The organism is Bradyrhizobium sp. YCK136, from assembly GCF_044570075.1.
GTDB lineage: Bacteria > Pseudomonadota > Alphaproteobacteria > Rhizobiales > Xanthobacteraceae > Bradyrhizobium > Bradyrhizobium diazoefficiens.
On the sequence record NZ_CP172424.1, the window covers coordinates 3164699 to 3187743 of the forward strand.

Genomic DNA, 23045 nt, shown 5'->3' on the forward strand with positions numbered 1-23045 from the left:
CTTATGCCGTGCGGACGGTTTTCGCCTGCTGCATGATGAGAGTGCGATAGACCTCGGTGGCGACGCCGACGCCGCCGGCCTTGGCGAAGTTCTTGGAATACTGCTCGGTCAGCATCGAGCGCCATACGCCGGTGCCCGTCGTGTCGCCGAACGGGCCTTCGCCCTTCAGGCCCGAGGTCATCTGCGAGAACATGCTGTTGAGGAACATCGCCTCGAAATCGGTGGCGGTCTTCTGCGCCTTGGCCTGCTGCTGCGGCGAGACCTTTTGCAGCGCGGCGGCGAGCTCGAAGTCGGGCCGGCCGTTGCGGCTTTCCACCGAGAAGGCCGAGGAGGCGGCGGCGCGCGGGGTGTTGATCATGCTCGTCTGCATCACATCACCTCGATATCGGCTTCGATCGCGCCGGCGGCCTTTATCGCCTGGAGGATGCTGATCATGTCGCGGGGGCCGATGCCAAGGCCGTTGAGGCCGTCGACGAGCTGCTGGAGCGAGACGCCATCCTTGACGAGTGCCAACTTCCTGCCGTCCTCGGTGACGCTGACGCTGCTGCGCGGCGCGACCACGGTCCGCCCTCGGGACAGCGGATTGGGCTGGCTCACCTGCGGGCTTTCGGAGATCGTGACGGTGAGGTTGCCTTGTGCTACCGCGACGGTGGCGACGCGAACGTCGCGGCCCATCACGATGATGCCGCTGCGCTCGTCGATGACGATCTTGGCGGCGAGATCGGGGTCGACCTGGAGCTGCTCGATCTCGGTGAGAAAGGCGACGACGTTGCCCTTGAACTCCGGCGGAATCGAAAGCTGCACCGTCGATGGATCGATCGGCTCGGCGGTCTTGACGCCGAGATAGTCGTTGACAGCCGCCGCGATGCGCTTGGCGGTGGTGAAGTCGGCATTGCGGAGTGCCAGGCGCACGTTCGGCAGCCGGTTGAGCGCGAACTCGATCTCGCGCTCAATGATGGCGCCGTTGGCGATGCGCCCCACGGTCGGAACGCCGCGCACGATCTTCGCCGCTTCGCCCTCGGCCTGGAAGCCGGAGATCGCGAGCGAACCCTGCGCGACCGCATAGACGTTGCCGTCGGCGCCGAGGAGGGGCGTGACGAGCAGGGTGCCGCCCTGGAGGTTCTTGGCATCGCCGAGCGCGGAAACGGTGACGTCCATGCGCGTGCCTTGGGTGGCGAAGGCCGGCAGATTGCCTGTCACCATCACGGCGGCGACGTTGCCGGTGCGGATGGTGGCGCCGCGGATGTTGACGCCCATGCGCTCGAGCATCGCTTGCAGCGACTGCTTGGTGAAGGGGATGTTGTTGAGGGTGTCGCCGGTGCCGTTGAGGCCGACGACGAGGCCATAGCCGATGAGCTGGTTCTGCCGCACGCCCTCGATATTGGCGAGGTCCTTGATGCGCGAGGTCGCGCTTGCGGACGTGACCGACAGCGCCAGCGCTGACAGCGCGGCGCAGGCCACCCCAACAATCCTCACCCAACGAACGCCTGGCATCCTCTGCTCCCCGAGGCTCCTCAAATCTCGGACCATCCTCGACACTCCCATGACGAGCTGGTCCGACGCTTTCCTTGCGAGTGCTGTGCCAACGCGGGGCAGTGGGCGTAGGTCGCTGAATAGGTTGACTAAAGCTGTTTCGACCGGTGTCAGCGGGCGTTGTCCCTGAGGAGCGAAACTGCCGCCCGTCGGCAGATTTTGCCGGGCTGTTTACGCGCCGTTAACCATAAAACAGCGAAGGTGAGGCATCGATCACCCGGATTGCTTCCGATGCGCATCTACGGACCGAACGGCACCACGCTTGGAACGCCGGCCAGCCAGGCCAGGCGGACGGGCTCCGGCACCTTCGTCTTGCCCGACACCTCGTCGGCGCAGGAGACGCGAGCGGCTGCGGCGCCGAAAGCAGCGGCCAACATCGATGCCCTGCTCGCGTTGCAAGGCATCGAGGAGGATCCGGTCGAGCGCCGCAAGCGCTCGGTCGCGCGCGGCAGGACCGCGCTCGACGTGCTCGACGATCTCAAGATGGGCCTCTTGTCCGGCAATCTCGACGCGTCCACCGTGATGCGGCTGCGCGATGCTGCGGCGAACCTGAAATCGTCCTCGGGCGATCCCGGGCTGGACTCCGTGCTCTCCGAGATCGAGCTGCGCGTCGAGGTCGAGCTGGCGAAGGCGGGACAGGCGTAGTCGGGCAGACTGTCGTCGCCCGGCTTGACCGGGCGACCCAGTATTCCAGAGACAGTAGTTTTGAATCGAGACGCCGCGGCGTACTGGATGCCCCGGTCAAGCCGGGGCATGACAGCGGAATTTCGTGTGAGCGCGCCGCGTACGTTTGAGAAAGGGCTTACGCCGCTTCCTCCTCCTTCTGCGCGTCGTAGCGGCGCTGGGCGGCGAGCACGTCCTTCAGGTTCTGCTCGGCCCAATCGCGCAACGGATCGACGGCCGCGGCGAGTGTCAGCCCGAGCTGCGTGATCGAATATTCCACCGTCACCGGTACGGTCGCGATGGCGCGGCGCTTGATCAGGCCGTCGCGTTCGAGCGATTTGAGAACCTGGCTCAGCATCTTCTGCGAAATGCCTTCAATCGTGCGACGCAACTGATTGAAGCGCATCGGCTCCTCGCGCAGCAGCAGGAGGATCAGCACCGCCCATTTGTCGCCGACGCGATCGAGAATCTGGCGCGTGGGGCAGTTCGCCGCATAGACGTCGGGCTTCATCTTCGGGTCCTCGATCCATTGAAGTCGCTTGCCGGCTCGCTTGCCGGTTACTCCTGCGTAATCAGGTGAGCACAAAGTGCTCTCTTAACACCAGCTTTCTTTGAGATATCTAGTCGCTGCCAGTTACTACAGAAGCAAAGGAACCTTCCATGAAAATCGCAGTCGCCGGCGCCTCGGGCCGGGCCGGGTCGGAGATCACCAAGGAATTGTCCCGCCGCGGCCCTAGCGTCACGGCCATCGCCCGGAACCCCGAGAAGATCGCGGCCCTGCCGAACGTCACACCCACCAAGGGGGATGTGCTCGACCAGGCGGGTCTCGCCAGGCTGTGGGCCGGGCACGACGTCGCCGTGAGTTCCGTGCACTTCTTGGCCAGCGACGCGCTCAAGCTGATCGGGGCAGCCAAGGACTCCAAGGTCGGCCGCTACCTCGTCGTTGGCGGGGCTGGCAGCCTGGAGGTTGCACCAGGCGTGAAGCTGGTCACAACTCCCGGTTTTCCGGCCCAATACAAGGCCGAGGCGGAGGCTGGCTCCGCCTTTCTCGACCTGCTGCGGCAGGAAAAGGAACTGAACTGGACCTTCATCTCGCCATCGGCGCTGTTCGTCGAGGGCGAGCGCACGGCCAAGTTCCGGCTCGGGACCGATCAGCTTCTCGCAGATGCGAACGGCAAGAGCTGGATCAGCTTCGCCGACTACGCCATTGCGCTTGCCGACGAAGTCGAGCGGCCGGCCCATTTGAGGCAGCGTTTCACGGTCGGATACTAGGCCTTCGGCCGCTCCCGGGCCCTTGCGGATAAACCTTCCTGTGCAAGGGCTTGGGGGCGCCGGCTGGGCGATCAGGGAAATATTGTCTGTCACAGGAGGCCGCTATATAACGCCCCGCTCAACGGACCCCGTTCCGTTTGCGAGTCGTTGCTTAGACAGATAGGCCGCCCTTGGAAAAGTTGAAAAACTACCGACCGACCGAAAAAGAGCCTTTCATGAACGACCGGCAGAAGGAGTACTTCCGGTTGAAGCTCCTTGCCTGGAAGGATGAGATCCTCAAAGAGTCCAAGCTCACCCTGCAAGCCCTGCAGGAGGAGAACGTGAACCACCCCGATCTCGCCGATCGGGCATCGTCCGAAACCGACCGCGCCATCGAACTCCGCGCCCGCGATCGCCAGCGCAAGTTGATCGCCAAGATCGACGCCGCGCTTCAGCGTATCGAGGACAACACCTACGGTTATTGCGAGGACACCGGCGAGCCGATCTCGTTGAAACGGCTCGAGGCCCGGCCCATCGCAACACTCTCGGTGGAAGCGCAGGAGCGCCACGAGAAACGCGAGAAGGTCTATCGCGACGAATAGAGTCAGAGCCGCAGCGATGCGGCTCTTTGTTTTTGGACGCAAGGCGCCATTTCGCGCCGCGGTCAGGATATTGCCCGTCGCTTGCCGTCGCGCTTCAACGCGCGACCGCAATCGCGAAAAATGAATCGCGATCAATGAGCTAGTACCCGGAATCAGAGCTGAGTGATACGGCGGCCTTTGAAACGGCGTTGACGGACCTTTTTCTTGGTCCAGACGAAGGGCTCGGCTCTGTCGTTGTATGCGTTGACGTAGGCATCGATGTGTTCCTGAAGCTGCTTGAGGCTCGTGAAGGAGGTGCCGCTGAGCGACTGCCCCTGCAAGATGGAAAACCATACTTCGACCTGATTGAGCCATGACGCACTTGTCGGCGTGAAATGAAATTGCACGTTGGGGTGGGCCTTGAGCCAGTCCTCGTTCTTTTTATGGGTGTTGAGGTTGTCGAGGATGACGTGAAGCTTGCGGTTCGGAAAAGCCGCGGTGACGCTGTTCATGAAATCGAGAAACTCGACGCGGCGCCGGCGTTTTGAATGGGTCGCGATGATCTTTCCGGTGGCGACTTCGAGCGCCGCAAACAATGTTGTGGTGCCATGCCGCTTGTAATCGTGGCTTTGGCCGGTCAAGGCGCGGCCATTGGGCAACTTCAGATAACCCTGCGCTCGCTCCAAAGCCTGGATCGAGGGCTTCTCGTCCACGCACAGCACAATGGCCTTCGCCGGCGGCGCGACATAGAGGCCGACAACATCGGCGGCTTTGGCCGTAAAGTTCGGGTCGTTGCTCTCGCACCAGGACTTGCGAGCCACCAGGTCAATCTTGTGGCTGCGCAGGAACCGCCAGACATATTGGACATCGACATCGCCCAGCGCCTCGGCCAGCAGGGGGCCGGTCCAGCGCGCAAACCCTTGCGGTGGCGGCTTATCCAGCAGCTTCAGAATCCGCTTGTCGGTCGTCTTCGTATAGATCGGCTGCTTGCCAGGCCGCGGCTTGTCTTGCAGCCCTTCAAGGCCATGGTCGGCATAGCGATGCCGCCAAAGGCTGACAATCCGCGGCTGGACCCCAACTTCCTTGGCGATCGACCGGGTGCTGCGCCCATCCGCCGCCAACAGAACTATCCGCGCCCGCTTCAAATCGCGCTGCAACGTCACCGGTGAGCGACAGCACGCCTCAAGCACCTTGCGATCTTTCCTCGAAAGGTGGACTTCTCTTGCTTCGGGTATCATCCCGTAGAGTCACATCCTCCGAGCTCACGTGAGTTCGGATGAGAAACAGCCTTCACTTCAGGTGCGGGAGATTTTGCGAGTCGCATCAACGGGATCGACTCGAACGCTGAGACACCGATCCAGCTGCATCAAGCATCGCTGCAATCAGGCCTGGTGCGACGCCACGAGGCGCGCGGCCCCATAAAGCCTGGACCAGCTCAATATTTCCTTAAACGCCGGCAACAGGCCGTAGGCCGCATCCGTCAGCTCGTACTCGACCCTCAAGGGCTTCTCCGCGAAGACGGTTCGCGACACCAGTCCGTCCTGCTCGAGCTCGCGCAGCTGCGTGGTCAGCATGTGCTGGGTGATGCCGCCGATCGATCGCCGTAATGCGCCGAAACGGACCGCGCCGTTCATCAGCGCGAACAGGATCTCCAGCTTCCACTTGCCGCCGAGCGCGTGGATGGCCCGCTTGAAGTCGGCGAGCACGGCAGGGTCGGGGCTGCAATCGCAGTCGCCGTCGCAGGCACTGGTCAGGTTTTCCATACCGGTCTCGAAATCCATTCTACTTGTTCGCAAGCACATAGTGACCAGATGCCGCCTTGAGCAGGGCCTTGATGGAACCAATTCGCCGGCCCGTGCAACGAGGGGAATTTGGCAATGAGCATTGTTCTGGTCACGGGCGGGTCGGGTTTCGTCGGCATCCACGTCGTCCTGCAACTTCTGGCCGCCGGCCACACGGTGCGGACAACGGTGCGCCGGCCGGAGCGGCAGGCCGACGTGCTGGCCATGCTGCGCGAGGGCGGGGCGGCATCGCCCGAGAGCCTGTCCTTCTCCACCGCCGACCTCGTCCGGGACGAGGGGTGGCGTGAGGCCGTCGCGGGCTGCGACTACGTTCTCCATGTTGCCTCGCCGCTCTCGACCAGTGTTCCCAAGGATGAGGACGAGATGATCATCCCGGCGCGCGACGGCACGCTGCGGGTGCTGCGGGCCGCGCGCGAGGCCGGCGTCAGGCGCGTGGTGATCACCTCGTCGCTGGGTGCGATCGGGTATGGCCACAAGCCGCGGGAAAAACCGTTCGACGAGACCGACTGGACCAATCTCGGAGGTGCCGACGTGCAGGCTTACATCAAATCCAAGACGCTGGCCGAGCGGGCGGCCTGGGATTTCGTGGCGCGCGAAGGCGGCGGGCTCGAGCTCTCGGTCGTGAACCCAGCCGGCATTTTCGGTCCCGTGCTGGGGCCGGACTTCTCCGGCTCGATCGAGATCGTCAAATCGCTGCTCGACGGCGCCATGCCGGCGGTGCCGCGGGTCTATTTCGGCGTGGTTGACGTGCGCGACGTGGCCGACCTGCATCTGCGGGCGATGACCGCGCCTGAGGCGAAAGGCGAGCGCTTCATCGCGGTCTCCGGCGAGGCGATGTCGATCCTCGATATCGCCAGGGTGCTGCGGCGGGAACTCGGACCGAGGGCACGCCGGGTTCCACGGCTCCAGGCGCCGGACTGGCTGGTGCGCCTGGCCGCCAACCGGATTCCGCTGCTGCGTGCGGTCGTGCCGATGCTCGGAAGGGTGCGGCATTCCACCAGCGCCAAGGCTCGGTCGCTGCTCGGCTGGCAGCCGCGTTCCAACGATGAGGCGATCCTCGCGACGGCCGAGAGCCTGATCCGGCTTGGCCTGGTCAGGGCATGAAGCCGCTGTTTGGCCGACCTTAGGACCGTCCTTTGGGCCGCGCTTGTCAGGCCGCAGCGGGGATGCTGAAGTGCCGCCCTCGAATGCGTAGCGTGGGAGGCGGCGCCGATGGACAACATTCTCGAAGCCGCAAAGGCGATCGCGCTGGCGCGCCGCAACCATGCGCCGCTTGCGGCGCTCGAGGTTCCGCCAGCCGACGAGGCCGAGGGCTACCAGGTCCAGCGTGCGCTGCATGATCTCCTGCTGCCGCATGCCGGGCCGCTCGTCGGCTACAAGATCGGCTGCACCAGCCAGGTGATGCAGGACTATATCGGCATCCCGCATCCCTGCGCCGGCGGCGTGTTCCAGAAGGGCGTGCACGATAGCGGGGTGAAGCTCGCGGCTTCCAAATATGTCCGGGTCGGCGTCGAATGCGAGATCGCGGTGCGGCTGCAGCGTGACCTTGCCGCCGGCGAGGCGCCGTTCACGGCCGAATGGGTCGGCGAGGCCGTCGATGCCTATCATCCCGCGATCGAGATCGTCGACGACCGCTATGTGAAGTGGGAGACGATGGGCGCGCCGACGCTGATCGCCGACGATTTCTTCGCCGCCGGCTGCGTGCTGGGGCCGTCGGTTCCGCGCTCGTCGGTGCCGGACCTGAAGGCGGTCAAAGGCCGCGCCATCGTCAACGGCGAGGAGGTCGGCCACGGCACCGGCGCCGACGTGCTCGGCCACCCCCACAACGCGCTCGCCTGGCTCGCCAACCATCTCGCCGCCGAGGGCAAGGGTCTTCACGCGGGGCAGCTCGTGCTCACCGGGAGCCTGGTGAAGACGCTGTGGCTGAAGGCCGGCGACAAGGTGCGGATGGAGCTGGACGGGCTGGGCGTGGTGGAGGCGGAGTTCAAGTGAGGGGCGCAACCGCGCTTCTCCGTCATTGCGAGGAGCTCTTGCGACGAAGCAATCCAGAATCCTTCCGCGGGCGCATTTCTGGATTGCTTCGCTACGCTCGCAATGACGGAATTTGAGGCAACTGCGCCGCTATAATCGCACGACCGGCCTGGTTGAGTGTGGCGCACCACGCCAAAATACATGCGGCCTCCGGCAGGGGAGCTACCGGAGGCCGCGTAGTACATCGTCGTTCGCGCCTAGGTTCGCGAACACGATGTGGGAGCTCTTAAAGAGGCTTAGAAGGGCAGCAGCACGTCCATGACCTGCTGGCCGTAGCGCGGCTGCTGCACGTCCATGATCTGGCCGCGGCCGCCATAGGCGATGCGGGCCTGCGCGATCTTGCTGGAGTCGATGGTGTTGTCGCTCTGGATGTCTTCGGGGCGGACGATGCCGGCGACCACGAGCTCGCGGATCTCGTAGTTGACCCGGATCTCCTGCTTGCCTTCGACCACGAGGTTGCCGTTCGGCAGCACCTGCGTGACCACCGCGGCGACGTTGGTCTGCAACGCTTCCTGGCGATTGACCGAACCCTTGCCGTCGGCGGAGGATGTCGAGTCGGTGGTGAGAAGGCGGCCGGGCAGGACCTTGAGCGGCTGCGTGACCGTCTGGCTGCCGATAAAGTCGGTAATTCCCGAATCTTCCTTGGCGGTGCGGCTGCGCTGGGTTTCGTTGGCGATGTTGGCCTTGTCGGTGATGTTCACGGTCACGGTGAGCAGGTCGCCGATCTGGTGGGCGCGCTGGTCCTTGAAGAAGGCGCGGCTGCCGCTGCGCCACAGCGAGTTCGGATTGTAGGAGGCGACTTCCGGCTTCGGCATCGGCATCTGCACCGGCTTGTAGCCGGGCTGCGCCGTCGGATTGTCGATCGCGGACAGTTTCGGTTGCTCGCCGATCTGCGACAGGCGGTCGATCGAGGAGCAGCCGCTTGCCAGCGCGCCAATGGCCAGCAGCAGGGCAGAGATCGCGATGCGACGAGGACGGAAAGCCGAACTGAACGGGGACATGACTTACTCTGACTTGGCTGGAGCTTGCGAGACGCGGGCTTGCGGGATCTGGGCTTGTGCGATCTGGGCCGGAGACGTGGGCGCCTGGATCAGGCTTTGGGCGAGCGCTGCGGCCGCAGCCGCAGGGGCAGGCGTTTCGTCACGCTTGAGCGAGGAGGTCTGCTCGACTGCAGGCGCCATCGGCGGCGACTGGCTCGCGCCCTGGACCGTGATCTGGCCGCGGCCGGTGACGACGCCGGTTAGCGTGCGCTTGGATTGCAGGTTGAGCACGCTGACGGTGTCACCCTCGGCGCCGCTCTCGATCGCCTTGCCGCGCGTGGTGAGGTAGAGCCCGGGCACCTGGTAGATGATGGTGACGTTCTGGTCGCGCTGCACGAAGTCGGGCTTGACGATGTCCGCGACGCGGATCGGCGTGCCCGCCCGCATCGGCCGGCGCAGCTGCATGCCGATGGTGCGGTCGCGCGAGGCGGCCTCGCCGGTGACCTCGGCCTTGGGCCGGCGCTCCAGCGTGACGTCGGAGGATTTCAGGAGGTCGGCGCGGTCGATGTCGCGCGTCAGCACGGCCACTTCCACGGTCTCGATCGCGGTGCCGGTGAAGCGCAGCTTGGTCGGCGCCGGATTGTTGTCGTTGTTGATCTCGAAGGCGATGTCGAAACGGCCGCCGCGGGCGTCGTAACGCGTCGCGACCGGCTGGAGCGCGCCGGTGTTGGAGGCGTCCAGCCGCATGTCGGCGACGCCGCGGTCGAAGGTGACGGTGATGTTGGCGGCATCGCCAAGGCCGAAGCGGCGCTCGAGCGCGGAAGCCACCGCGTTTTCGAGGTCCTTGTTGGCGAGGGTGCGGGCGAGGCGGGTGACCTGGACTTCCCTGATGTCGCCGGTCATCACGCCGATCACCTGCTTCGCGCGCAACACCGACAGGACATGCGCGACCGGCAGCGCGCCGGTGGTGCCGAGATCGGGCGAGCGGTAGACCGGGATCAGCGCGGCCGAGCCGGCATTGTCGATGAGATCGCCGACCCGCACCACGTCGGAGGTCACGGTGACGCTCGCGCGCAGCGTCGGCGCCGCGATGACGTCGTCGGCGGCCTGCGCCGGCAGCGCCAGCAGCAGGAGAGCGGAGATCGTGGCGAGGGTGGTGCGGATCATCGTCATTGCCTCAGCGGAACAGCGCCGTGGTCGATTGCATCATCTGGTCGGCGGCGCTGATGACCTTGGCGTTCATCTCGTAGGCGCGCTGCGCGGCGATCAGGTCGCTCATCTCCGAGACGACGTCGACATTGGCCTGCTCCAGGCTGCCCTGCGTGATCTTGCCGTAGCCTTCGGTGTTCGCGGTGCCGTCCTGCGGCGGGCCGGAAGAGGGCGTCTCGGTGAATTGATTGTTGCCGACAGGCTGGAGGCCCGCCTTGTTGATGAAGCGGGTCAGGCCGAGCTGGCCCTGAACGGCCGACGTCGAGGAACCCGGCAGCGTCACCGAGACCTGGCCCTGCTCGTTGACGGTGAGGCCGGAGGCGTTGTTCGGGATGGTGATGGTCGGTTGCACCGGGTTGCCCTGCGCGGTGACGACGCGGCCCTGGTTGTCCATCTGGAAGGTGCCGTCGCGGGTGTACTGGAAGGTGCCGTCCGGCATCAGGATCTTGAAGAAGCCTTCGCCCGAGATCGCGAGGTCGAGGTCGTTGCCGGTCTGCGACAGCGTGCCCTGCGTCATGCTGCGCGGCGTGCCGACGGTCTTGACGCCGCCGCCGATGTCGACGCCGACAGGCACGATGGTGCCCTGGTCCGAGGCCTGCGCGCCGACGCGGCGGACGTGCTCGTAGATCAGGTCCTGGAACGCCGCGGTCTGCTTCTTGAAGCCGGTGGTGCGCAGGTTCGCGATGTTGTTGGAGATGACCTGGACGTTGAGTTCCTGGGCCGCCATTCCGGTCGCAGCGGTGTGGAGCGCTTGCATGTCAGTGATCCCCTAATCAGGCCGGAACGTCGGCGAGCTTCTCGATCGCCGATTTGTGGAGGTCGCTCTGCTGCTGGAGCAGATTGGCGATGGCGGTGTAGCTGCGCATGACTTCGACCATGCGGCTCATCTCGCCGACCGAGTTGACGTTCGACTTCTCGATGTAGCCCTGTTGCACGGTGGACTTGGTGTCGACCTGCTGGTTGGCCGAGCCGGCGCTGTAGAGGTTGGCGCCGAGCTTGGTGAGCTTGGCCGGATCGTCGAAGGTCACCATGCGGATCTTGCCGCGGATCGAGTCGGTCTTGGCCGTGCCCTCGAGCACCGTGACGGTGCCGTCGGGGGCGATATTGATGTCGTGGTCGGTCGGCTGGAAGGTGATCGGGCCGGCGGTGCCGAGCACGAGGTTGCCGTCGGAGGTGACGAGCTGGCCGGTGCTGCTGAGCGTGAACTTGCCGTCGCGGGTGTAACGCTCGGCGCCATTGGCCTGCACGGCGAAAAAGGCGTTGCCGTTGATCGCCATGTCGAGCGGGTTGTTGGTCGCCTCCATCGGCCCCTGGCCGACGTCGCGGAAGGTGCCGCGGTCCTGCACATAGGAGACCCGGCGGTCGGAACCGACGAAATTGTCCTCACGCGCGTTCGAGTTGAGAAACTCCTCGAACAGCGAATGGTCGGCCTTGAAGCCGTTGGTGTTGGCATTGGCGACGTTGTTGGCGATGACATCCATCTGCCGTTCCAACGTCATCTGCCGTGACAAGCCGATCAGAAGCGCGTTCTGCATCGGAAGATCTCCCCTGAGTGAGATCTGCCTCCTCGCTCTCCCAAGCGCGTTGGCGGACCCCGTGAACGAGACCGTCAGGTTCTCCCAAACCCCCGGGCCTCGGTCCCTTCTCAGCGAAAGCCGTGCCAACGTAGAAAATTGTTAAATATCAACGTCTTGTTGATTTTTCGAGGGTGCGGGAGGGCGGCAGAAAGGTTCTGTTAGCCATGTTTGCCCGGCAGATTTTTCCTAGTGGCGGCCCAATCGAAAGGTTCCGTTAACCATTATTACCGTAGCGTTTGCGTGCAAGAGGAGCGCATTGCGCTGGGGCATTTGTATCGCGTCATTGTCTGCCAGGGGGCTTCGCTCTTTCGATTCCTATAAGAGATGAGCGAGCCGGGCGACCATGGCAGAGAATGAAGCGGAAGGCGGCGCAGCCACTGAGGGCGCTGAAGCCGCTCCCCCGAAGAACAAGCTCAAGCTCATCATCATGGCCGTCGGTCTGCTCGCCGTCCTCGGCGGCGGCGCGGCGACCTGGTTCTTCTTCTTCCGCCACGGCGACGACGAGCACCATGCCGAGGCGGCGCCCCCGCCGAAGCCGCCGGCCTTCGTCGAGGTGCCCGACATGATGGTCAACCTCGCCGGCGCTCCGGGCGAGCGCGTGCAATATCTGAAGCTGAAGATCGTGCTGGAGCTGAAGGAAGAAAAGCAGATCGAGGCGATCAAGCCGGCGATGCCGCGCGTCACCGACATCTTCCAGACCTATGTGCGCGAGCTGCGCTCCTCCGACCTCAACGGCTCCGCCGGCATCTTCCGCCTCAAGGAAGAGCTGACCAAGCGTGTCAACGCGGCGGTCGCGCCGGTCCAGGTCAGCGCGGTGCTGTTCAAGGAAGTCGTGATCCAGTGACGGCTCAGGGAAGGTAATGGTCTAGCGTCATGGCCGGCAACGAGCAGATGGACCAGGATGCGATTGCCGCCCAATGGGAGGCTTCGCTCGATTCCGAGGATCCCGCGGAGGCCGCGAAGGCCGCTGCCGAAAACGAACTCTCCGAGACCATGGCCCTGCAATGGGCGGCCATGGTCGAGGACGGTAGCCGCGACCTCGGCTCCGGCAAGAACTCCGGCGAGCGGGTGCTGTCGCAGGAGGAGATCGACAACCTCCTCGGCTTCACCGTCGGCGACGTCACGCTCGACGATCATTCCGGCATCCGCGCGATCATCGATTCGGCGATGGTCTCCTACGAGCGTCTGCCGATGCTCGAAATCGTCTTCGACCGCCTGGTGCGGCTGTTGACGACGTCTTTGCGCAATTTCACCTCGGACAACGTCGAAGTCTCGCTCGACCGCATCACCTCGGTGCGCTTCGGCGACTACATGAACTCGATCCCGCTGCCGGCCGTGCTCTCGGTGTTCAAGGCCGAGGAGTGGGACAATTTCGGCATGGCGACGGTCGATTCCAACCTGATCTACTCGATGATCGACGTGCTGCTCGGCGGCCGCCGCGGCACCAGCCAGCTCCGCATCGAGGGCCGGCCCTACACCACGATCGAGACCGAGCTGGTCAAGCGGCTTGTCGAGGTGGTGCTGGCCGACGCCGAGCAGGCGTTCCGGCCGCTGTCGCCGGTGACCTTCACGATCGACCGGCTCGAGACCAACCCGCGCTTCGCCGCGATCAGCCGTCCCGCCAACGCCGCGATCCTGGTGCGCCTGCGCATCGACATGGAAGACCGCGGCGGCAATATCGAGCTCTTGCTGCCTTACGCGACCATCGAACCGATCCGGGGCGTCCTGCTCCAGATGTTCATGGGCGAAAAGTTCGGCCGCGACCCGGTCTGGGAAGGCCATTTCGCCACCGAGATCGGCCAGGCCGAGATCTCCGTCGATGCAGTGCTCTACGAGGCCGACATCCCGCTCAAGCAGCTGATGCGGCTGAAGGTCGGCGACACGCTGCCGCTGGACATGCGCGCGGATGCCAATGTCACCGTGCGCTGCGGCGACGTCACAATCACCGAAGGACGCATGGGCCGGGTCGGCGACCGCGTCGCGATCAGGGTGACGAAACCCCTGCGCAAGCCAAGTACGACACTTGCGATGTTCGAGAAGGTGGACGAGCAGAACAAGATGATGGAGGCCCCATGAACCACTCCCTTGGAATGGCGATCGAGACGCTTGTGGCTATCTTGCTGATGCTCACGATCGGCTACTGCATCCTGCTGAACAAGCGGCTGACGCGGCTGAAGGCGGACGAGCATTCGCTGAAGGCGGTCATCGCCGAGCTGATCACCGCGACCGAGATCGCCGAGCGCGCGATCGGCGGGCTGAAGCTCGCCGTGCGCGACGTCAACGAGAACCTCGGCAGCCAGCTCGCGGCGGCGACCCAGATGTCGGACCAGCTCTACAAGCAGCTGGGCGAAGCCGACAACGTGGTGCGGCGCCTGTCCAAGATCGCGATCGCCGCGCGCCCCGTGACCAGTCCGGAACCGGTTGCCGTGCCGGTGGCCAAGCCCTCGTCGGCGAAGGCGGTGGCGGCTGCGGCCGAAGCCTTCTCCGAGCGCCGACGATCCAACGGCCTTGCCGCATGAAGTCAGGGGTATGAAGTCCTTTCGTAACATCCGCGTCATACCGGTCGTCCTGGTTGCCGTCGCAGGTCTCGCCACGCTCAAGGTCGCGGGCCTCGTGATCAATGGCGGCTATGTCTTCGACTACCAGCCAAACCAGGCCAAGAAGTCCTGGGCGCAGGAGAATCTGAACTTTCCGACGGGACGGGAAGACCCCGACATCACCGGCTCGACCCATGGCGCGCCGAAGGAGGCGCCGAAGCCGGCCGCGCCCGAGACCAAGGCCGAAGGCACCGTGGTCAAGGTGGAGGAAGCCCAGCCGCAGGTCTCGGCCTCGGAGCGCGCGATCCTGGAGCGGTTGCAGTCGCGCCGCCAGGAGATCGAGGCCCGCCAGCGCGAGATCGACATCCGCGAGAGCCTGCTGAAATCGGCCGAGAAGCGCATCGAGAACAAGGTCGAGGAGATGAAGGCGGTGGAATCCCGCATCTCAGCGACCCAGGCCGAGCAGAAGGCCGCCGAAGCCCAGCGCATGAAGGGCCTCGTCACCATGTATGAGGGCATGAAGCCGAAGGACGCCGCGCGGGTGTTCGACCGCCTCGAGATGGGCGTGCTGATCGAGATCGCCTCGGCCATCGCGCCGCGAAAGATGTCGGACATCCTGGGGCTGATGTCACCGGAGGCCGCCGAGCGGCTGACCGTCGAAATGGCCCGCCGGGCTAATGGCGGCGGCGATCAATCCGCCTCGGCCGGCGACCTGCCCAAGATCGACGGCAAGCCGACGCAAAAGCCGAATTGAGGGCTCGAGAGCCGCGGCGCGTTACGGCAACCTGCGCGCAATCGCGCGGTCGTTCGGCCTGCACGCGGCTAGACGCCTTGCGTGTCTAGCTCGCGAACCGCTGCTGAACCCTGCGACCTGCCGAGCTCAGCGGTTTCTCGACGGGAAGGAGGGTCTCGCAGTGCTGCTTGATCAGCGCAGCCTTCGTCATTCGAGTCACGAGATGAAGGGTGCTGTGGCAGCAGGAGCACTCTATACCTTCAGTGCATAACCCCGCGCGATTGGAAAGACGGCTACGACCGCTCTTGCCTGGCTACATACAATGCAGTTGGCTTCTTCGCTCATTGATTGCTCCCCCAAAAAGTTGACCAATCGAATTCGCATCGCAATGATCACATCTGATTCAGAGTCGTTGATGGACCGCAACACCCCTGAGGTTGTGCGCGCCTGTTCGGCAACCGAGCACGCAGATCAAACGCGCCGGGGAGTGGGGTGATCGCCGCGAGTTTGACGTCCTTGCCGCACGAGGCACGTCGACTCGCGTTGCGGATGCAGCCGAAGCAAGAGGCATCTTCTGAGGCTGCGATGAGTTGACGCGTACAAATGTGAAGTGGAGTACAGTGGCGCCGCAGAGTTCGTCCTAGGCTCCCGCCATTCGCAATCCGCAGCGCGGGAGGAAGCTATGAACTACTCGTCCGTAGCAGAACGCGCAATCGAAGCCGTCAATCGGCTGCTCATCGCGGCGATGACGTTCGCCTGGACATCCGCGCTAGACCATCAGCATGCATGGCCGCCGCAGGGGGAAGATGGCGACGCTGAAGATGACGCTGGTCTCGAGCGAGAGAACTCCTCCGCGCCGGATTGCGCGGGACCGCAACACTGAAGAGACGGTCGCCTTGTGTGCGTCACACGATCAGATCGTGCAGCACGTGAGCGCCAGTTGTGCCTGCCCCGTGAGCCGGATCAATATGCGACGGGGACAGTTCGTGCATTGACGCCGCCTCGGATTCGTGGGCTTTCCCGGCGTGCTCGTGATGACCGGACGGGTCTGAGGGATCATCCAATTGGACGCCGTGCTCCGGACCCTGGCCATGCGAAGCGCCATCCTTGAAGTCAAAGGAGTCGCCGACCTGGTGCGAACCGGCAGGCGCAGAGCCGTGCGCTGCATGACCGGCAGAGGGCGGATCGACATCCACCGGGCCGTGCTTCGGCGCATCGTGCTGTCCGGCTGCCTCGCTTGGAAGCGAATGACTGGCGCCGCCGTGGGCATGAGCAGCATTGTGGGCGCTGTCTGGAGCCGATGCACCGTGGTCCTCGTTGCCCTTCTCCAGCGTACGCCCGTGCCGGGCGAGCTGTTCGGCCGCATCTTGCAGCGCCGCGAAAGCAATCTCAGGCATGGGGGCACTTCCGGCGATCGCGTCATTGTTTCCGATCGTCGTATCGGTGCTGTCGGGCAGCGTTAGCTGATCGAAGACAAAGCTGGTCGCCGTCGGTGCGGCCTCGTCGTGCAAGATCGTGGACAGCCCGCTCGGTGCGGGCGTTACCGCGTCACTGCTGGTAATCTCTGCAGCGTGCGGCTGCACCCCGTCTGAGCTGGCGAAGCTGGGATGTTCGGTCCATGCAAACTGGTCCGAACTGGCAAAGACGCTGTGGGCCTGGTCGGTTGATCGGTCCGTCGCGTTCCAGTCAGCGAGGAGCGTGCCGTCGCTGAGTGTGGTCTCGGACGAACTGGTCGTCGTCACGGCGGTGGCGTCGCTTTGTGTCGTTGCGCTGAGATCGAGCGGGTCGCTGCCGGCCGCCAGCACGGCTGCCGCCGCCGGCGTCAGGGTGAAATCCGACGCGTCGATGGTCGCAATGCCCTGCAGATGGATTTCGATCAGGCCGGAATCGCCAATGTGCAGGGTCTGGTCGCTCGGATTGACATACACGATCGTTTCATTGGCCGCGCTGTCGTAGAGCCAGGCGATCGTATGAGCCGGCACGGACGTGCTTGCCGAGCTCAAGGCCAGGAGAACGAAGCCAAGCCCGCCGAGAGCCGTCAAGTCGATCTTGTCGGACCCCGGGTCGAGATCGGTGATGGTGCCGAACTGGCCGGCCTTGGAATCCGCCGCGGACAAATGGACGAAGCGGTCGTTCCCGGCGCCGCCGGTCAATTGGTCGGCGCCAAATCCGCCGATGATCGCTTCATTGCCCTTGTTGCCGTTGACCGCATCGATTCCCGCGCCACCGTGCGTCGTGTCATCGCCGTCATTGCCTTTGATCGTGTCGTTGCCGGAGCCGCCATGAAGAATGTCAGCCTGGCCAGTGCCGTTGACGGTATCTTTGCCGGCGCCCGTGGAGATGATCTGGCCCACATCGCCACCGGCCGCGATGGTTTCACTTCCGTGAGTCACAGGGGCGAAGGGAGGATCGCTCGTCACGGCCGGTCCAGCGGCCAGGTTATCGAAACCGTTGGGGGCGTCGCCGGCGCCATGGGCGGCGATGGTCACGACCTGCGTCGTCCCGTCGATGCTGGTCACGGTGAACGTGTCGGTCGGCGTGTCGCCAACATCGAGCGCCTGCACCACCCTATTGTTGTTGTCCAGCGTGTAGGTCCACAGGCCCGCCGCGGTCATCGTGAACATACCGTAGCCGCCGTCGCTCGCCGTCGGCGAGCGCACCGCCGTGAAAGTGTTGGGCGGATTGACGTCGGTGTTGGCGAGCGCACCGGAAGCGGTCGGCGTGCCAGGCGCGCCGCCCGCAGCCTCGATCATGGAGCCGGTCGCGGTCCCGGAGAGAGTGGCCCCATCGTTGGTGCCGTTGACGGCAGTCGTCACCGGCTGTGGGGGATCGCTCAAGGTGACACCACTCGCAACGTTAGTGCTGCCCAGAAGGTCTACTTGCAGGCCGGTCGTTGACGCATCGCCGTCACGGTCGACGGCCGTCACGTCAAACAGCAGATCGGTGCTGGGGATCCTGGATCCCTCGCTGTATGTGATGTTGTTGACGGTAAACGTAGCGTTGCCGGCTACCGCGTGATCGTACGACACCTCTATTCGGTTGAATTCCGATCCAACGTAGAGCGTATAGGTCGAAGTTGCGCCATCAAACGAGTAAGTGTTTACAAGCGCGAGATTCGAAGTCTCTTTCACCACGACGTGGGCGTCACCCGATGGCTTTGGAATGTTTATGCTGAAGTCGTGGATGTCATTGGTGCCAGCAAAGACCTTGAAGACGACGTCCGCAGCTCCGTTTCCTTGCCACTGCATCAGCGCGAAACTGACGTCCGTTTGCACCGGCGTGAAGGCCAGATTCAAGGTTTCGTGTTGATCCATTTGCAGTCCGGTGTCGCCGACCGCGATGCCGTTGCTCGACGCTTTGACGTCAGCAGGGGCACCATTGAAATCGCCGGTGATGACGAGCAGACCGTCCGGAGCGGTGAGTGACGGCTGGCCACTGCCGGATGCTCCGAAATCGGAGCCGGTCACCGTCGTCTGCTGCAAGAAGCCGACGGTCTCGATGTCAAACGTGTAGGTTCCGTCTGGATTGATCAGCAGCCTAAAGTATGGATCGCTCAGCGTCCCGCTTGTATCGGTGAAGAACGCATCCAGCTCCACGCCGCCGCTCACCGCCTTGGTCGTATAATAGAAGGTGTAGTCATCACCATTCCCGGTCACGTGTACCGACGTGATGCCGCCGCCCAGATCCGTTGTCGCCAGATCGTACCCATTAACAGTGCCATTGTGGACGGCCACGCGCATCGCGCCCTCGCCATCCGCACCGAAGCTCACGTTGTAGGTGCCGTTCGCGACTTGATCGTCCTTGGCGACGATGGTTGCGATGCCAAAACCTCCAATCGTCGGGCCGTCGTCGGTGATGGTCAGCCGGCTGCCGAGATCAAGGCTCGCCGTCTGGAAGTCACCGTCCTTGTCAGTGATTGTCGCCGTCAGGTTCACAATCCCGGCGGTCAGCGAGACGCCTTCCCCGGCGTCGGGGTTGGTACCGAAAGGCTGCGTCACCGCACGGTACTCGGTGAAGGTCACGATTCCTGTCGCCGGATCGAGCGTGATGGTGAACGCCAGCGTGCCGCCGACGGTGCCAACATGGCCTTCAATGGTATTGCCTTTTTGCACCAGCACATCGGCCTGGCCAGTGTGCGAGTCGAGCAGACCCGACGCCATGCCGTTGCCGCCGGTGACAGACAGCGCATAGCCGATCGTCGCACCGTCCGCCCCCTGGATCGACGTGAACGCTGTCGAGAAGTTGCCTGACGTCGTCGTCAGCGTCGCGTCCGGCGTCGCGCCGGCGATGTTGTCGTCCAGCGCCGTAGCTGTCAGATGCGTCTCGCTCAGCGTCAACGACGGAGCCGTTCCCGTCGCCGCAATCGTCGGGCCGTCGTCGGTGATGGTCAGCCGGCTGCCGAGATCACGGCTCGCGGTCTGGAAGTTGCCGTCCTTTTCGGTGATCGTCGCCGACAGGGTCACAGTCCCTTCGGTCAGCGAGACGCCTTCCCCGCCGTCCGGGTTGGTGCCGGAAGGCTCCGTCACTGCACGGTACTCGGTGAAGGTCACGATTCCTGTCGCCGGATCAAGCGTGATGGTGAATGCCAGCGTCCCGCCGGTAGTGCCAACATGGCCTTCGATGGTGTTGCCGTTCAGGATCAGCACGTCGGCCTGGCCGGTGTGCGAGTCGATCAGGCCCGATGCCGTGCCGTTGCCACCGGTGATCGAAAGCGCGTAGCTGATCGTCGCACCGTCCGCCCCCTGAACCGAGGTGAACGCCGTCGAGAAGTCGCCTGACGTCGTCGTCAGCGTCGTGTCCGGCGCCGAGCCAGCGATGTTGTCGTCAAGGGACGTCGCGGGCAGATGCGTCTCGCTGAGCGTCAGCGACGGGGTCGTTCCGCTCACCTCAACCAACGGGCCGTGGATGGTGATCGTGACCACCTGCGCGGTGCCGTCGATGCTGGTCACCGTGAAGCTGTCGGTCAGACTGTCGCCGACATGGAGCGCTTGCACCTGACTGTTGGCCTTGTCGAGCGTATAGGTCCACACGCCGGCCGATGTCATCGTGAAGGTGCCGTACTTGCTCGCGGCCGGCGAGCCGATCGCCGTAAAGGTATTGGGCGGGTCGTCGGGATCGGTATCAGTGAGCGCTCCGGTCGCGATCAGCGTGCCGGGCGAGGCATTGACCACGCCACCGGCCGCGATCGCTGAGCCGGTCGTCGTACCGGAAATGATGGCCGCATCTTCGACGCCGTTGAGGGTGATCGGGAAGGGCTGACTGACCAAGAGCGAGCCATCCGCCACTGTGATAATGAAGCTTGTGGTCGTTGGCGCCTTCAGCGCATTGATCGCATCACTGTTTGGGACGAAGGTGTAGGCGCCGCTCCCGCTGTTGAGGTAAAGGGTGCCATAGGGGCCGGTTTGCGATACATCATACGTCACCCCGCCCAACACCGTGTTGCCGTTGGTGCCGCCGCTGATACCGAAGGTCAGTGTGGCATCAGTGTTGCTGCTGCTTGCGGTGAACGTCCCGCTCGTCGCCGTGAATGTGTCAAACACCACGGTATCGAGTTCGGCCGGGCCGGCTCCGGTGTTCAGCGTCGGCGGCGGATGTATGATCAGAGGCGGAGGGAGGAAAAACGGTGAGACAGGCGCCAGCAAATCTTGCGCCGCGGGAGCCTCGGGCGGAATGAAATTGATCGGCTGTAGCGGCTGGGATTTGACGAAAGGAGGTGTGCCCGACCCGTGGGGGTCTCGCCCTTCCAGATTGGCAAGCGCGTCCTGCTGTGCCGCCCGCAACTCCTCCATGCGAGCAGCCGTGTTCGTGACCTGGTTCACGCTGACCGAGGAGCCGACCTTTTTGACGACGATCGTTTCGCCGGGATCCTCGACGATGATGTGCCGCGGGATCGGCTCCTTGGTCACAAGCTCGTATGCACCGTGCGCAAGGTCCTTGTAAGTAATGGCGTCGTCATCCAGGAACGTTACGTTCGGGTCTGCGGCCTTGACCTGTTTGATCATCGAGAAGAGCATTGCCGTGAGCGACAGCATCCCGAAGCCGCCGGCAGAGGCCCGCTCGCGAATCTGCGCAACGGGTCCATCAAGAGGGCCGCTCTTGGCCGCGTTCACTCGGTGACGCCTGATCGCAGCGGCTTCGCGCTCGTCCCCGGGCCTTCCAGCGGGCGTGACGGACATTGTTCGACCTCGATTGCCCAGCGTCGACCTCAGACATCGCCGTAGCTTTGCTGGCTTGCCGCGTCACGCGATCGGGAGCAATTTTGCGCCGGCAACCTTGGCCAGGCCCGCTGAAGGTCGTTGTTTCCGAGAATTCCGCCCAGGCCAGTCACGGCAGAATTGCTGTCGCTTCGCCTGACGGCACGGGGGAAAAGCTCGTTGAAATTGCCCGGCACGGATAGTGGCTCTTTCGGGCACGGCGATCAGCCGTTCGGATTAATCCGGAATAACCAGTTTGCCTGTCGTGGTTTGTTGCCGCTGGTCTGCCATGATGCCCGGTGGTGCCGACACCGTCGGAGCCGTTCGGATGCTCAAAACAACATCTTAAAAAAGGGGTGGGCCATGCGCACTCACGCAGCGACTGTTCTCGTGACAGGTATCGCCCTTGCGCTGGCCGCCTCGTCACCCCACCCAGTCCAGGCGCAGAGCGATTCTCCGCGGCGGGCCGTCCTGGATTCGTCGTCAAAGCCAATCGGGAAAGTTGTGGCAGCCGAGGGCTCGGTCATCATCGAGCATGTGGGAGCTGTCATTGTCCAGGCAAAAGTCCCGGGCGAATCCATCCAGACCAAGATTGGCGATCCGGTCTATTTGGGCGATGTGGTTCGAACCGATGCCGACAGTCGGGTCGGCATCAACTTCGTGGACGGAACTTCGTTCAACTTGTCGAGCAACGCCCGCATGAAATTGGACGAATATGTCTACGAGCCGGCTGGAAAGTCCAATTCGACGAGCTTCAACCTGACCAAGGGGACGTTCGTCTTTGTTGCCGGCCAGGTTGCGAAGACCGGCGACATGAGGATCGAAACGCCGGTCGCCACGATGGGCGTTCGAGGCACGACACCTCATGTCGAAATCTCAGATGACGGAACCACCAGGTTTTCCACTCTTATCGAAGAGGGCAAGAACAAATATCTGAAGAAGTCCGGCGGCACGGGGGCGCCGCGACCCGAGCAAAGGGCCGAGCACAAGCTCAATCTGAACATCTGCCGCGGGTGCTAACGCTGGTTCTAGCCTCCGCGCAATCGCCAGATCTCAGGGGACGGGGGCCTGACATGGAACCAAGATCGTCCGTCGCAAAAAGCGGAGTGGCGCTTGGCGTCCTGCTGTTGATTGGCTTGCCAGTCGCGGCCCAGAATTCCAAGGTGAAGACCAACTATCTCAGTCATATTGAACCGTGCAACGGGGTGGGTGCCACCCCGCTCGATGTCCGGATCGATGCCTGCACGGCTTTCATAGAGGCGAGTCAGGGTACGACGGCAGCTCTGGCTATCGCCTATAACAATCGCGGCAATGCCTACACCGCAAAGGGCGACTACGACAAAGCCATCCGCGATTTCGATCAGTCGATCGCGCTCAAGCCGACATACGCAAAGGCCTTCAACAACCGCGGTGTGGCTTACTTGAGGAAAGGCGAGTATGAGCTCGCGATCGAAGCCTTTGATGATGCGATCAAGCTCGATCCCGACTATGTCGCTGCCTTCGTCAACCGCGCCGGAGCCTATCTGAAGAAGAATGACCACCAGCGCGCGGCGCATGACTACGACGAGGCCATTCGTCTCCAGCCGGATTCGCAGGCCGCACGGAGCGGACGATGCTGGACCCGGGCGGTGCTTGGTGCCTGGCAGGCCGCGCTGGAGGACTGCGACAGAGCGCTTCAATCCGGATCGACCAGTGCTGCCGTGTACGACTCGCGCGGGCTGATTCACCTGAAGATGGGTGAGTTCGGTGCGGCGATCGCCGACTACAATTCTGCCTTGCGAGCCGCCCCGGAATTGGCGAGCGCGCTTTTTGGCCGCGGGCTTGCCAAGCTGAAGCAGGGCGACGCGATTGGCGGAGATTCCGACATTTCGGCTGCAAAGACGATTCAGGGCAACATCGGCGACGAGTTCGCGCATTATGGCGTCGGTCGCGACTGAGTTCACGACTGGATCTG

The 23045-nt window shown here is 63.8% G+C and carries 22 protein-coding genes; 12 read left to right on the plus strand and 10 right to left on the minus strand.

Features of this window, described 5'->3' with window-relative positions; translation table 11 throughout:
• Position 1 precedes the first annotated feature (1 nt).
• Together flgJ and ACFLEY_RS14820 are read right to left on the minus strand one after the other, a co-directional pair.
• Complete coding sequence (flgJ, locus tag ACFLEY_RS14815) at positions 2–370, minus strand: flagellar assembly peptidoglycan hydrolase FlgJ (protein WP_038967161.1); 369 nt, start codon at positions 368–370, stop codon at positions 2–4.
• Positions 370–1494 (minus strand): flagellar basal body P-ring protein FlgI, encoded by a 1125-nt coding sequence (locus ACFLEY_RS14820; RefSeq protein ID WP_028173283.1) that lies wholly within the window; start codon positions 1492–1494, stop codon positions 370–372. The genes flgJ and ACFLEY_RS14820 overlap by 1 nt, the downstream gene beginning before the upstream one ends.
• Before the next feature lie 270 nt (positions 1495–1764).
• On the opposite strand from ACFLEY_RS14820, the gene ACFLEY_RS14825 reads away from it, so the two are divergent.
• The gene (locus tag ACFLEY_RS14825) at positions 1765–2178 is read left to right on the plus strand and encodes a flagellar assembly protein FliX (protein ID WP_028173284.1); all 414 of its coding nucleotides are present in this window, start codon (positions 1765–1767) and stop codon (positions 2176–2178) included.
• 157 nt (positions 2179–2335) lie between these two features.
• Here the strand turns inward: ACFLEY_RS14825 and ACFLEY_RS14830 are convergent, their stop codons facing one another.
• The gene (locus tag ACFLEY_RS14830) at positions 2336–2707 is read right to left on the minus strand and encodes a helix-turn-helix domain-containing protein (RefSeq protein WP_028173285.1); all 372 of its coding nucleotides are present in this window, start codon (positions 2705–2707) and stop codon (positions 2336–2338) included.
• Between the two features lie 149 nt (positions 2708–2856).
• Here ACFLEY_RS14830 and ACFLEY_RS14835 point away from each other — a divergent pair, with 149 nt between their 5' ends.
• Positions 2857–3468, plus strand: coding sequence for an NAD(P)-dependent oxidoreductase (locus ACFLEY_RS14835; protein WP_211433590.1), 612 nt, complete (start codon positions 2857–2859; stop codon positions 3466–3468).
• 215 nt (positions 3469–3683) lie between these two features.
• Positions 3684–4049 (plus strand): RNA polymerase-binding protein DksA, encoded by a 366-nt coding sequence (gene dksA, locus ACFLEY_RS14840; RefSeq protein ID WP_008554760.1) that lies wholly within the window; start codon positions 3684–3686, stop codon positions 4047–4049.
• 152 nt (positions 4050–4201) lie between these two features.
• Here the strand turns inward: dksA and ACFLEY_RS14845 are convergent, their stop codons facing one another.
• Both ACFLEY_RS14845 and ACFLEY_RS14850 read right to left on the minus strand, forming a co-directional pair.
• Positions 4202–5266 carry an IS630-like element ISRj1 family transposase gene (locus tag ACFLEY_RS14845; protein WP_026192128.1) on the minus strand — a complete coding sequence of 355 codons (1065 nt, stop codon included), beginning with the start codon at positions 5264–5266 and terminating at the stop codon, positions 4202–4204.
• Positions 5267–5410: 144 nt separating this feature from the next.
• Positions 5411–5809, minus strand: a complete 399-nt coding sequence (locus ACFLEY_RS14850; RefSeq protein ID WP_171901106.1) for a helix-turn-helix domain-containing protein — start codon at positions 5807–5809, stop codon at positions 5411–5413.
• Positions 5810–5905: 96 nt separating this feature from the next.
• Here ACFLEY_RS14850 and ACFLEY_RS14855 point away from each other — a divergent pair, with 96 nt between their 5' ends.
• The gene (locus ACFLEY_RS14855) at positions 5906–6934 is read left to right on the plus strand and encodes an aldehyde reductase (RefSeq protein ID WP_060908204.1); all 1029 of its coding nucleotides are present in this window, start codon (positions 5906–5908) and stop codon (positions 6932–6934) included.
• A 108-nt stretch (positions 6935–7042) separates the two neighbouring features.
• Positions 7043–7822, plus strand: a complete 780-nt coding sequence (locus ACFLEY_RS14860) for a 2-keto-4-pentenoate hydratase (protein ID WP_011088574.1) — start codon at positions 7043–7045, stop codon at positions 7820–7822.
• A gap of 275 nt (positions 7823–8097) precedes the next feature.
• Here ACFLEY_RS14860 and flgH read toward each other — a convergent pair whose 3' ends face one another.
• From flgH to flgF, 4 genes are read right to left on the minus strand one after another with little or no spacing between them, the layout of a single operon-like run.
• Positions 8098–8862, minus strand: coding sequence for a flagellar basal body L-ring protein FlgH (gene flgH, locus ACFLEY_RS14865; protein ID WP_011088573.1), 765 nt, complete (start codon positions 8860–8862; stop codon positions 8098–8100).
• Between the two features lie 3 nt (positions 8863–8865).
• Positions 8866–10008: a flagellar basal body P-ring formation chaperone FlgA gene (gene flgA, locus ACFLEY_RS14870; RefSeq protein ID WP_028173290.1), complete on the minus strand. Its 1143-nt coding sequence runs from the start codon at positions 10006–10008 to the stop codon at positions 8866–8868.
• A 10-nt stretch (positions 10009–10018) separates the two neighbouring features.
• Positions 10019–10807 (minus strand): flagellar basal-body rod protein FlgG, encoded by a 789-nt coding sequence (gene flgG, locus ACFLEY_RS14875; RefSeq protein ID WP_011088571.1) that lies wholly within the window; start codon positions 10805–10807, stop codon positions 10019–10021.
• A 16-nt stretch (positions 10808–10823) separates the two neighbouring features.
• Positions 10824–11585, minus strand: coding sequence for a flagellar basal-body rod protein FlgF (gene flgF / locus ACFLEY_RS14880; RefSeq protein ID WP_011088570.1), 762 nt, complete (start codon positions 11583–11585; stop codon positions 10824–10826).
• Positions 11586–11970: 385 nt separating this feature from the next.
• Here flgF and fliL point away from each other — a divergent pair, with 385 nt between their 5' ends.
• From fliL to ACFLEY_RS14905, 5 genes are all read left to right on the plus strand, one after another.
• Positions 11971–12471 (plus strand): flagellar basal body-associated protein FliL, encoded by a 501-nt coding sequence (gene fliL / locus ACFLEY_RS14885; RefSeq protein ID WP_011088569.1) that lies wholly within the window; start codon positions 11971–11973, stop codon positions 12469–12471.
• 29 nt (positions 12472–12500) lie between these two features.
• Entirely contained in the window at positions 12501–13703 is a 1203-nt protein-coding gene (gene fliM / locus ACFLEY_RS14890) for a flagellar motor switch protein FliM (protein WP_011088568.1), read from the plus strand.
• Positions 13700–14146: a DUF6468 domain-containing protein gene (locus ACFLEY_RS14895; RefSeq protein ID WP_060908203.1), complete on the plus strand. Its 447-nt coding sequence runs from the start codon at positions 13700–13702 to the stop codon at positions 14144–14146. The genes fliM and ACFLEY_RS14895 overlap by 4 nt, the downstream gene beginning before the upstream one ends.
• A gap of 10 nt (positions 14147–14156) precedes the next feature.
• Complete coding sequence (locus ACFLEY_RS14900) at positions 14157–14918, plus strand: MotE family protein (protein WP_011088566.1); 762 nt, start codon at positions 14157–14159, stop codon at positions 14916–14918.
• A gap of 661 nt (positions 14919–15579) precedes the next feature.
• Positions 15580–15780 carry a hypothetical protein gene (locus tag ACFLEY_RS14905; protein WP_039185590.1) on the plus strand — a complete coding sequence of 67 codons (201 nt, stop codon included), beginning with the start codon at positions 15580–15582 and terminating at the stop codon, positions 15778–15780.
• 22 nt (positions 15781–15802) lie between these two features.
• Here ACFLEY_RS14905 and ACFLEY_RS14910 read toward each other — a convergent pair whose 3' ends face one another.
• Entirely contained in the window at positions 15803–21073 is a 5271-nt protein-coding gene (locus ACFLEY_RS14910; RefSeq protein ID WP_396604676.1) for a DUF5801 repeats-in-toxin domain-containing protein, read from the minus strand.
• Between the two features lie 198 nt (positions 21074–21271).
• Here ACFLEY_RS14910 and ACFLEY_RS14915 point away from each other — a divergent pair, with 198 nt between their 5' ends.
• Both ACFLEY_RS14915 and ACFLEY_RS14920 read left to right on the plus strand, forming a co-directional pair.
• The gene (locus ACFLEY_RS14915) at positions 21272–22111 is read left to right on the plus strand and encodes a FecR domain-containing protein (RefSeq protein ID WP_249162901.1); all 840 of its coding nucleotides are present in this window, start codon (positions 21272–21274) and stop codon (positions 22109–22111) included.
• 53 nt (positions 22112–22164) lie between these two features.
• Positions 22165–23028 carry a tetratricopeptide repeat protein gene (locus tag ACFLEY_RS14920; protein WP_038967162.1) on the plus strand — a complete coding sequence of 288 codons (864 nt, stop codon included), beginning with the start codon at positions 22165–22167 and terminating at the stop codon, positions 23026–23028.
• Positions 23029–23045 lie beyond the last annotated feature (17 nt).

What these genes read in the sequence shown, in the direction of transcription:
- flgG (WP_011088571.1), bottom strand. Translation starts at nt 10,807, where the DNA reads ATGCAAGCGCTCCACACCGCTGCGACCGGAATGGCGGCCCAGGAACTC.
- ACFLEY_RS14895 (WP_060908203.1), top strand. Translation starts at nt 13,700, where the DNA reads ATGAACCACTCCCTTGGAATGGCGATCGAGACGCTTGTGGCTATCTTG.
- ACFLEY_RS14855 (WP_060908204.1), top strand. Translation starts at nt 5,906, where the DNA reads ATGAGCATTGTTCTGGTCACGGGCGGGTCGGGTTTCGTCGGCATCCAC.
- ACFLEY_RS14900 (WP_011088566.1), top strand. Translation starts at nt 14,157, where the DNA reads ATGAAGTCCTTTCGTAACATCCGCGTCATACCGGTCGTCCTGGTTGCC.
- ACFLEY_RS14845 (WP_026192128.1), bottom strand. Translation starts at nt 5,266, where the DNA reads ATGATACCCGAAGCAAGAGAAGTCCACCTTTCGAGGAAAGATCGCAAG.
- flgA (WP_028173290.1), bottom strand. Translation starts at nt 10,008, where the DNA reads ATGATCCGCACCACCCTCGCCACGATCTCCGCTCTCCTGCTGCTGGCG.
- ACFLEY_RS14910 (WP_396604676.1), bottom strand. Translation starts at nt 21,073, where the DNA reads ATGTCCGTCACGCCCGCTGGAAGGCCCGGGGACGAGCGCGAAGCCGCT.
- flgF (WP_011088570.1), bottom strand. Translation starts at nt 11,585, where the DNA reads ATGCAGAACGCGCTTCTGATCGGCTTGTCACGGCAGATGACGTTGGAA.
- ACFLEY_RS14835 (WP_211433590.1), top strand. Translation starts at nt 2,857, where the DNA reads ATGAAAATCGCAGTCGCCGGCGCCTCGGGCCGGGCCGGGTCGGAGATC.
- ACFLEY_RS14860 (WP_011088574.1), top strand. Translation starts at nt 7,043, where the DNA reads ATGGACAACATTCTCGAAGCCGCAAAGGCGATCGCGCTGGCGCGCCGC.
- dksA (WP_008554760.1), top strand. Translation starts at nt 3,684, where the DNA reads ATGAACGACCGGCAGAAGGAGTACTTCCGGTTGAAGCTCCTTGCCTGG.
- fliM (WP_011088568.1), top strand. Translation starts at nt 12,501, where the DNA reads ATGGCCGGCAACGAGCAGATGGACCAGGATGCGATTGCCGCCCAATGG.
- ACFLEY_RS14850 (WP_171901106.1), bottom strand. Translation starts at nt 5,809, where the DNA reads ATGGATTTCGAGACCGGTATGGAAAACCTGACCAGTGCCTGCGACGGC.
- ACFLEY_RS14825 (WP_028173284.1), top strand. Translation starts at nt 1,765, where the DNA reads ATGCGCATCTACGGACCGAACGGCACCACGCTTGGAACGCCGGCCAGC.
- fliL (WP_011088569.1), top strand. Translation starts at nt 11,971, where the DNA reads ATGGCAGAGAATGAAGCGGAAGGCGGCGCAGCCACTGAGGGCGCTGAA.
- ACFLEY_RS14905 (WP_039185590.1), top strand. Translation starts at nt 15,580, where the DNA reads ATGAACTACTCGTCCGTAGCAGAACGCGCAATCGAAGCCGTCAATCGG.
- flgH (WP_011088573.1), bottom strand. Translation starts at nt 8,862, where the DNA reads ATGTCCCCGTTCAGTTCGGCTTTCCGTCCTCGTCGCATCGCGATCTCT.
- ACFLEY_RS14920 (WP_038967162.1), top strand. Translation starts at nt 22,165, where the DNA reads ATGGAACCAAGATCGTCCGTCGCAAAAAGCGGAGTGGCGCTTGGCGTC.
- ACFLEY_RS14820 (WP_028173283.1), bottom strand. Translation starts at nt 1,494, where the DNA reads ATGCCAGGCGTTCGTTGGGTGAGGATTGTTGGGGTGGCCTGCGCCGCG.
- flgJ (WP_038967161.1), bottom strand. Translation starts at nt 370, where the DNA reads ATGCAGACGAGCATGATCAACACCCCGCGCGCCGCCGCCTCCTCGGCC.
- ACFLEY_RS14830 (WP_028173285.1), bottom strand. Translation starts at nt 2,707, where the DNA reads ATGAAGCCCGACGTCTATGCGGCGAACTGCCCCACGCGCCAGATTCTC.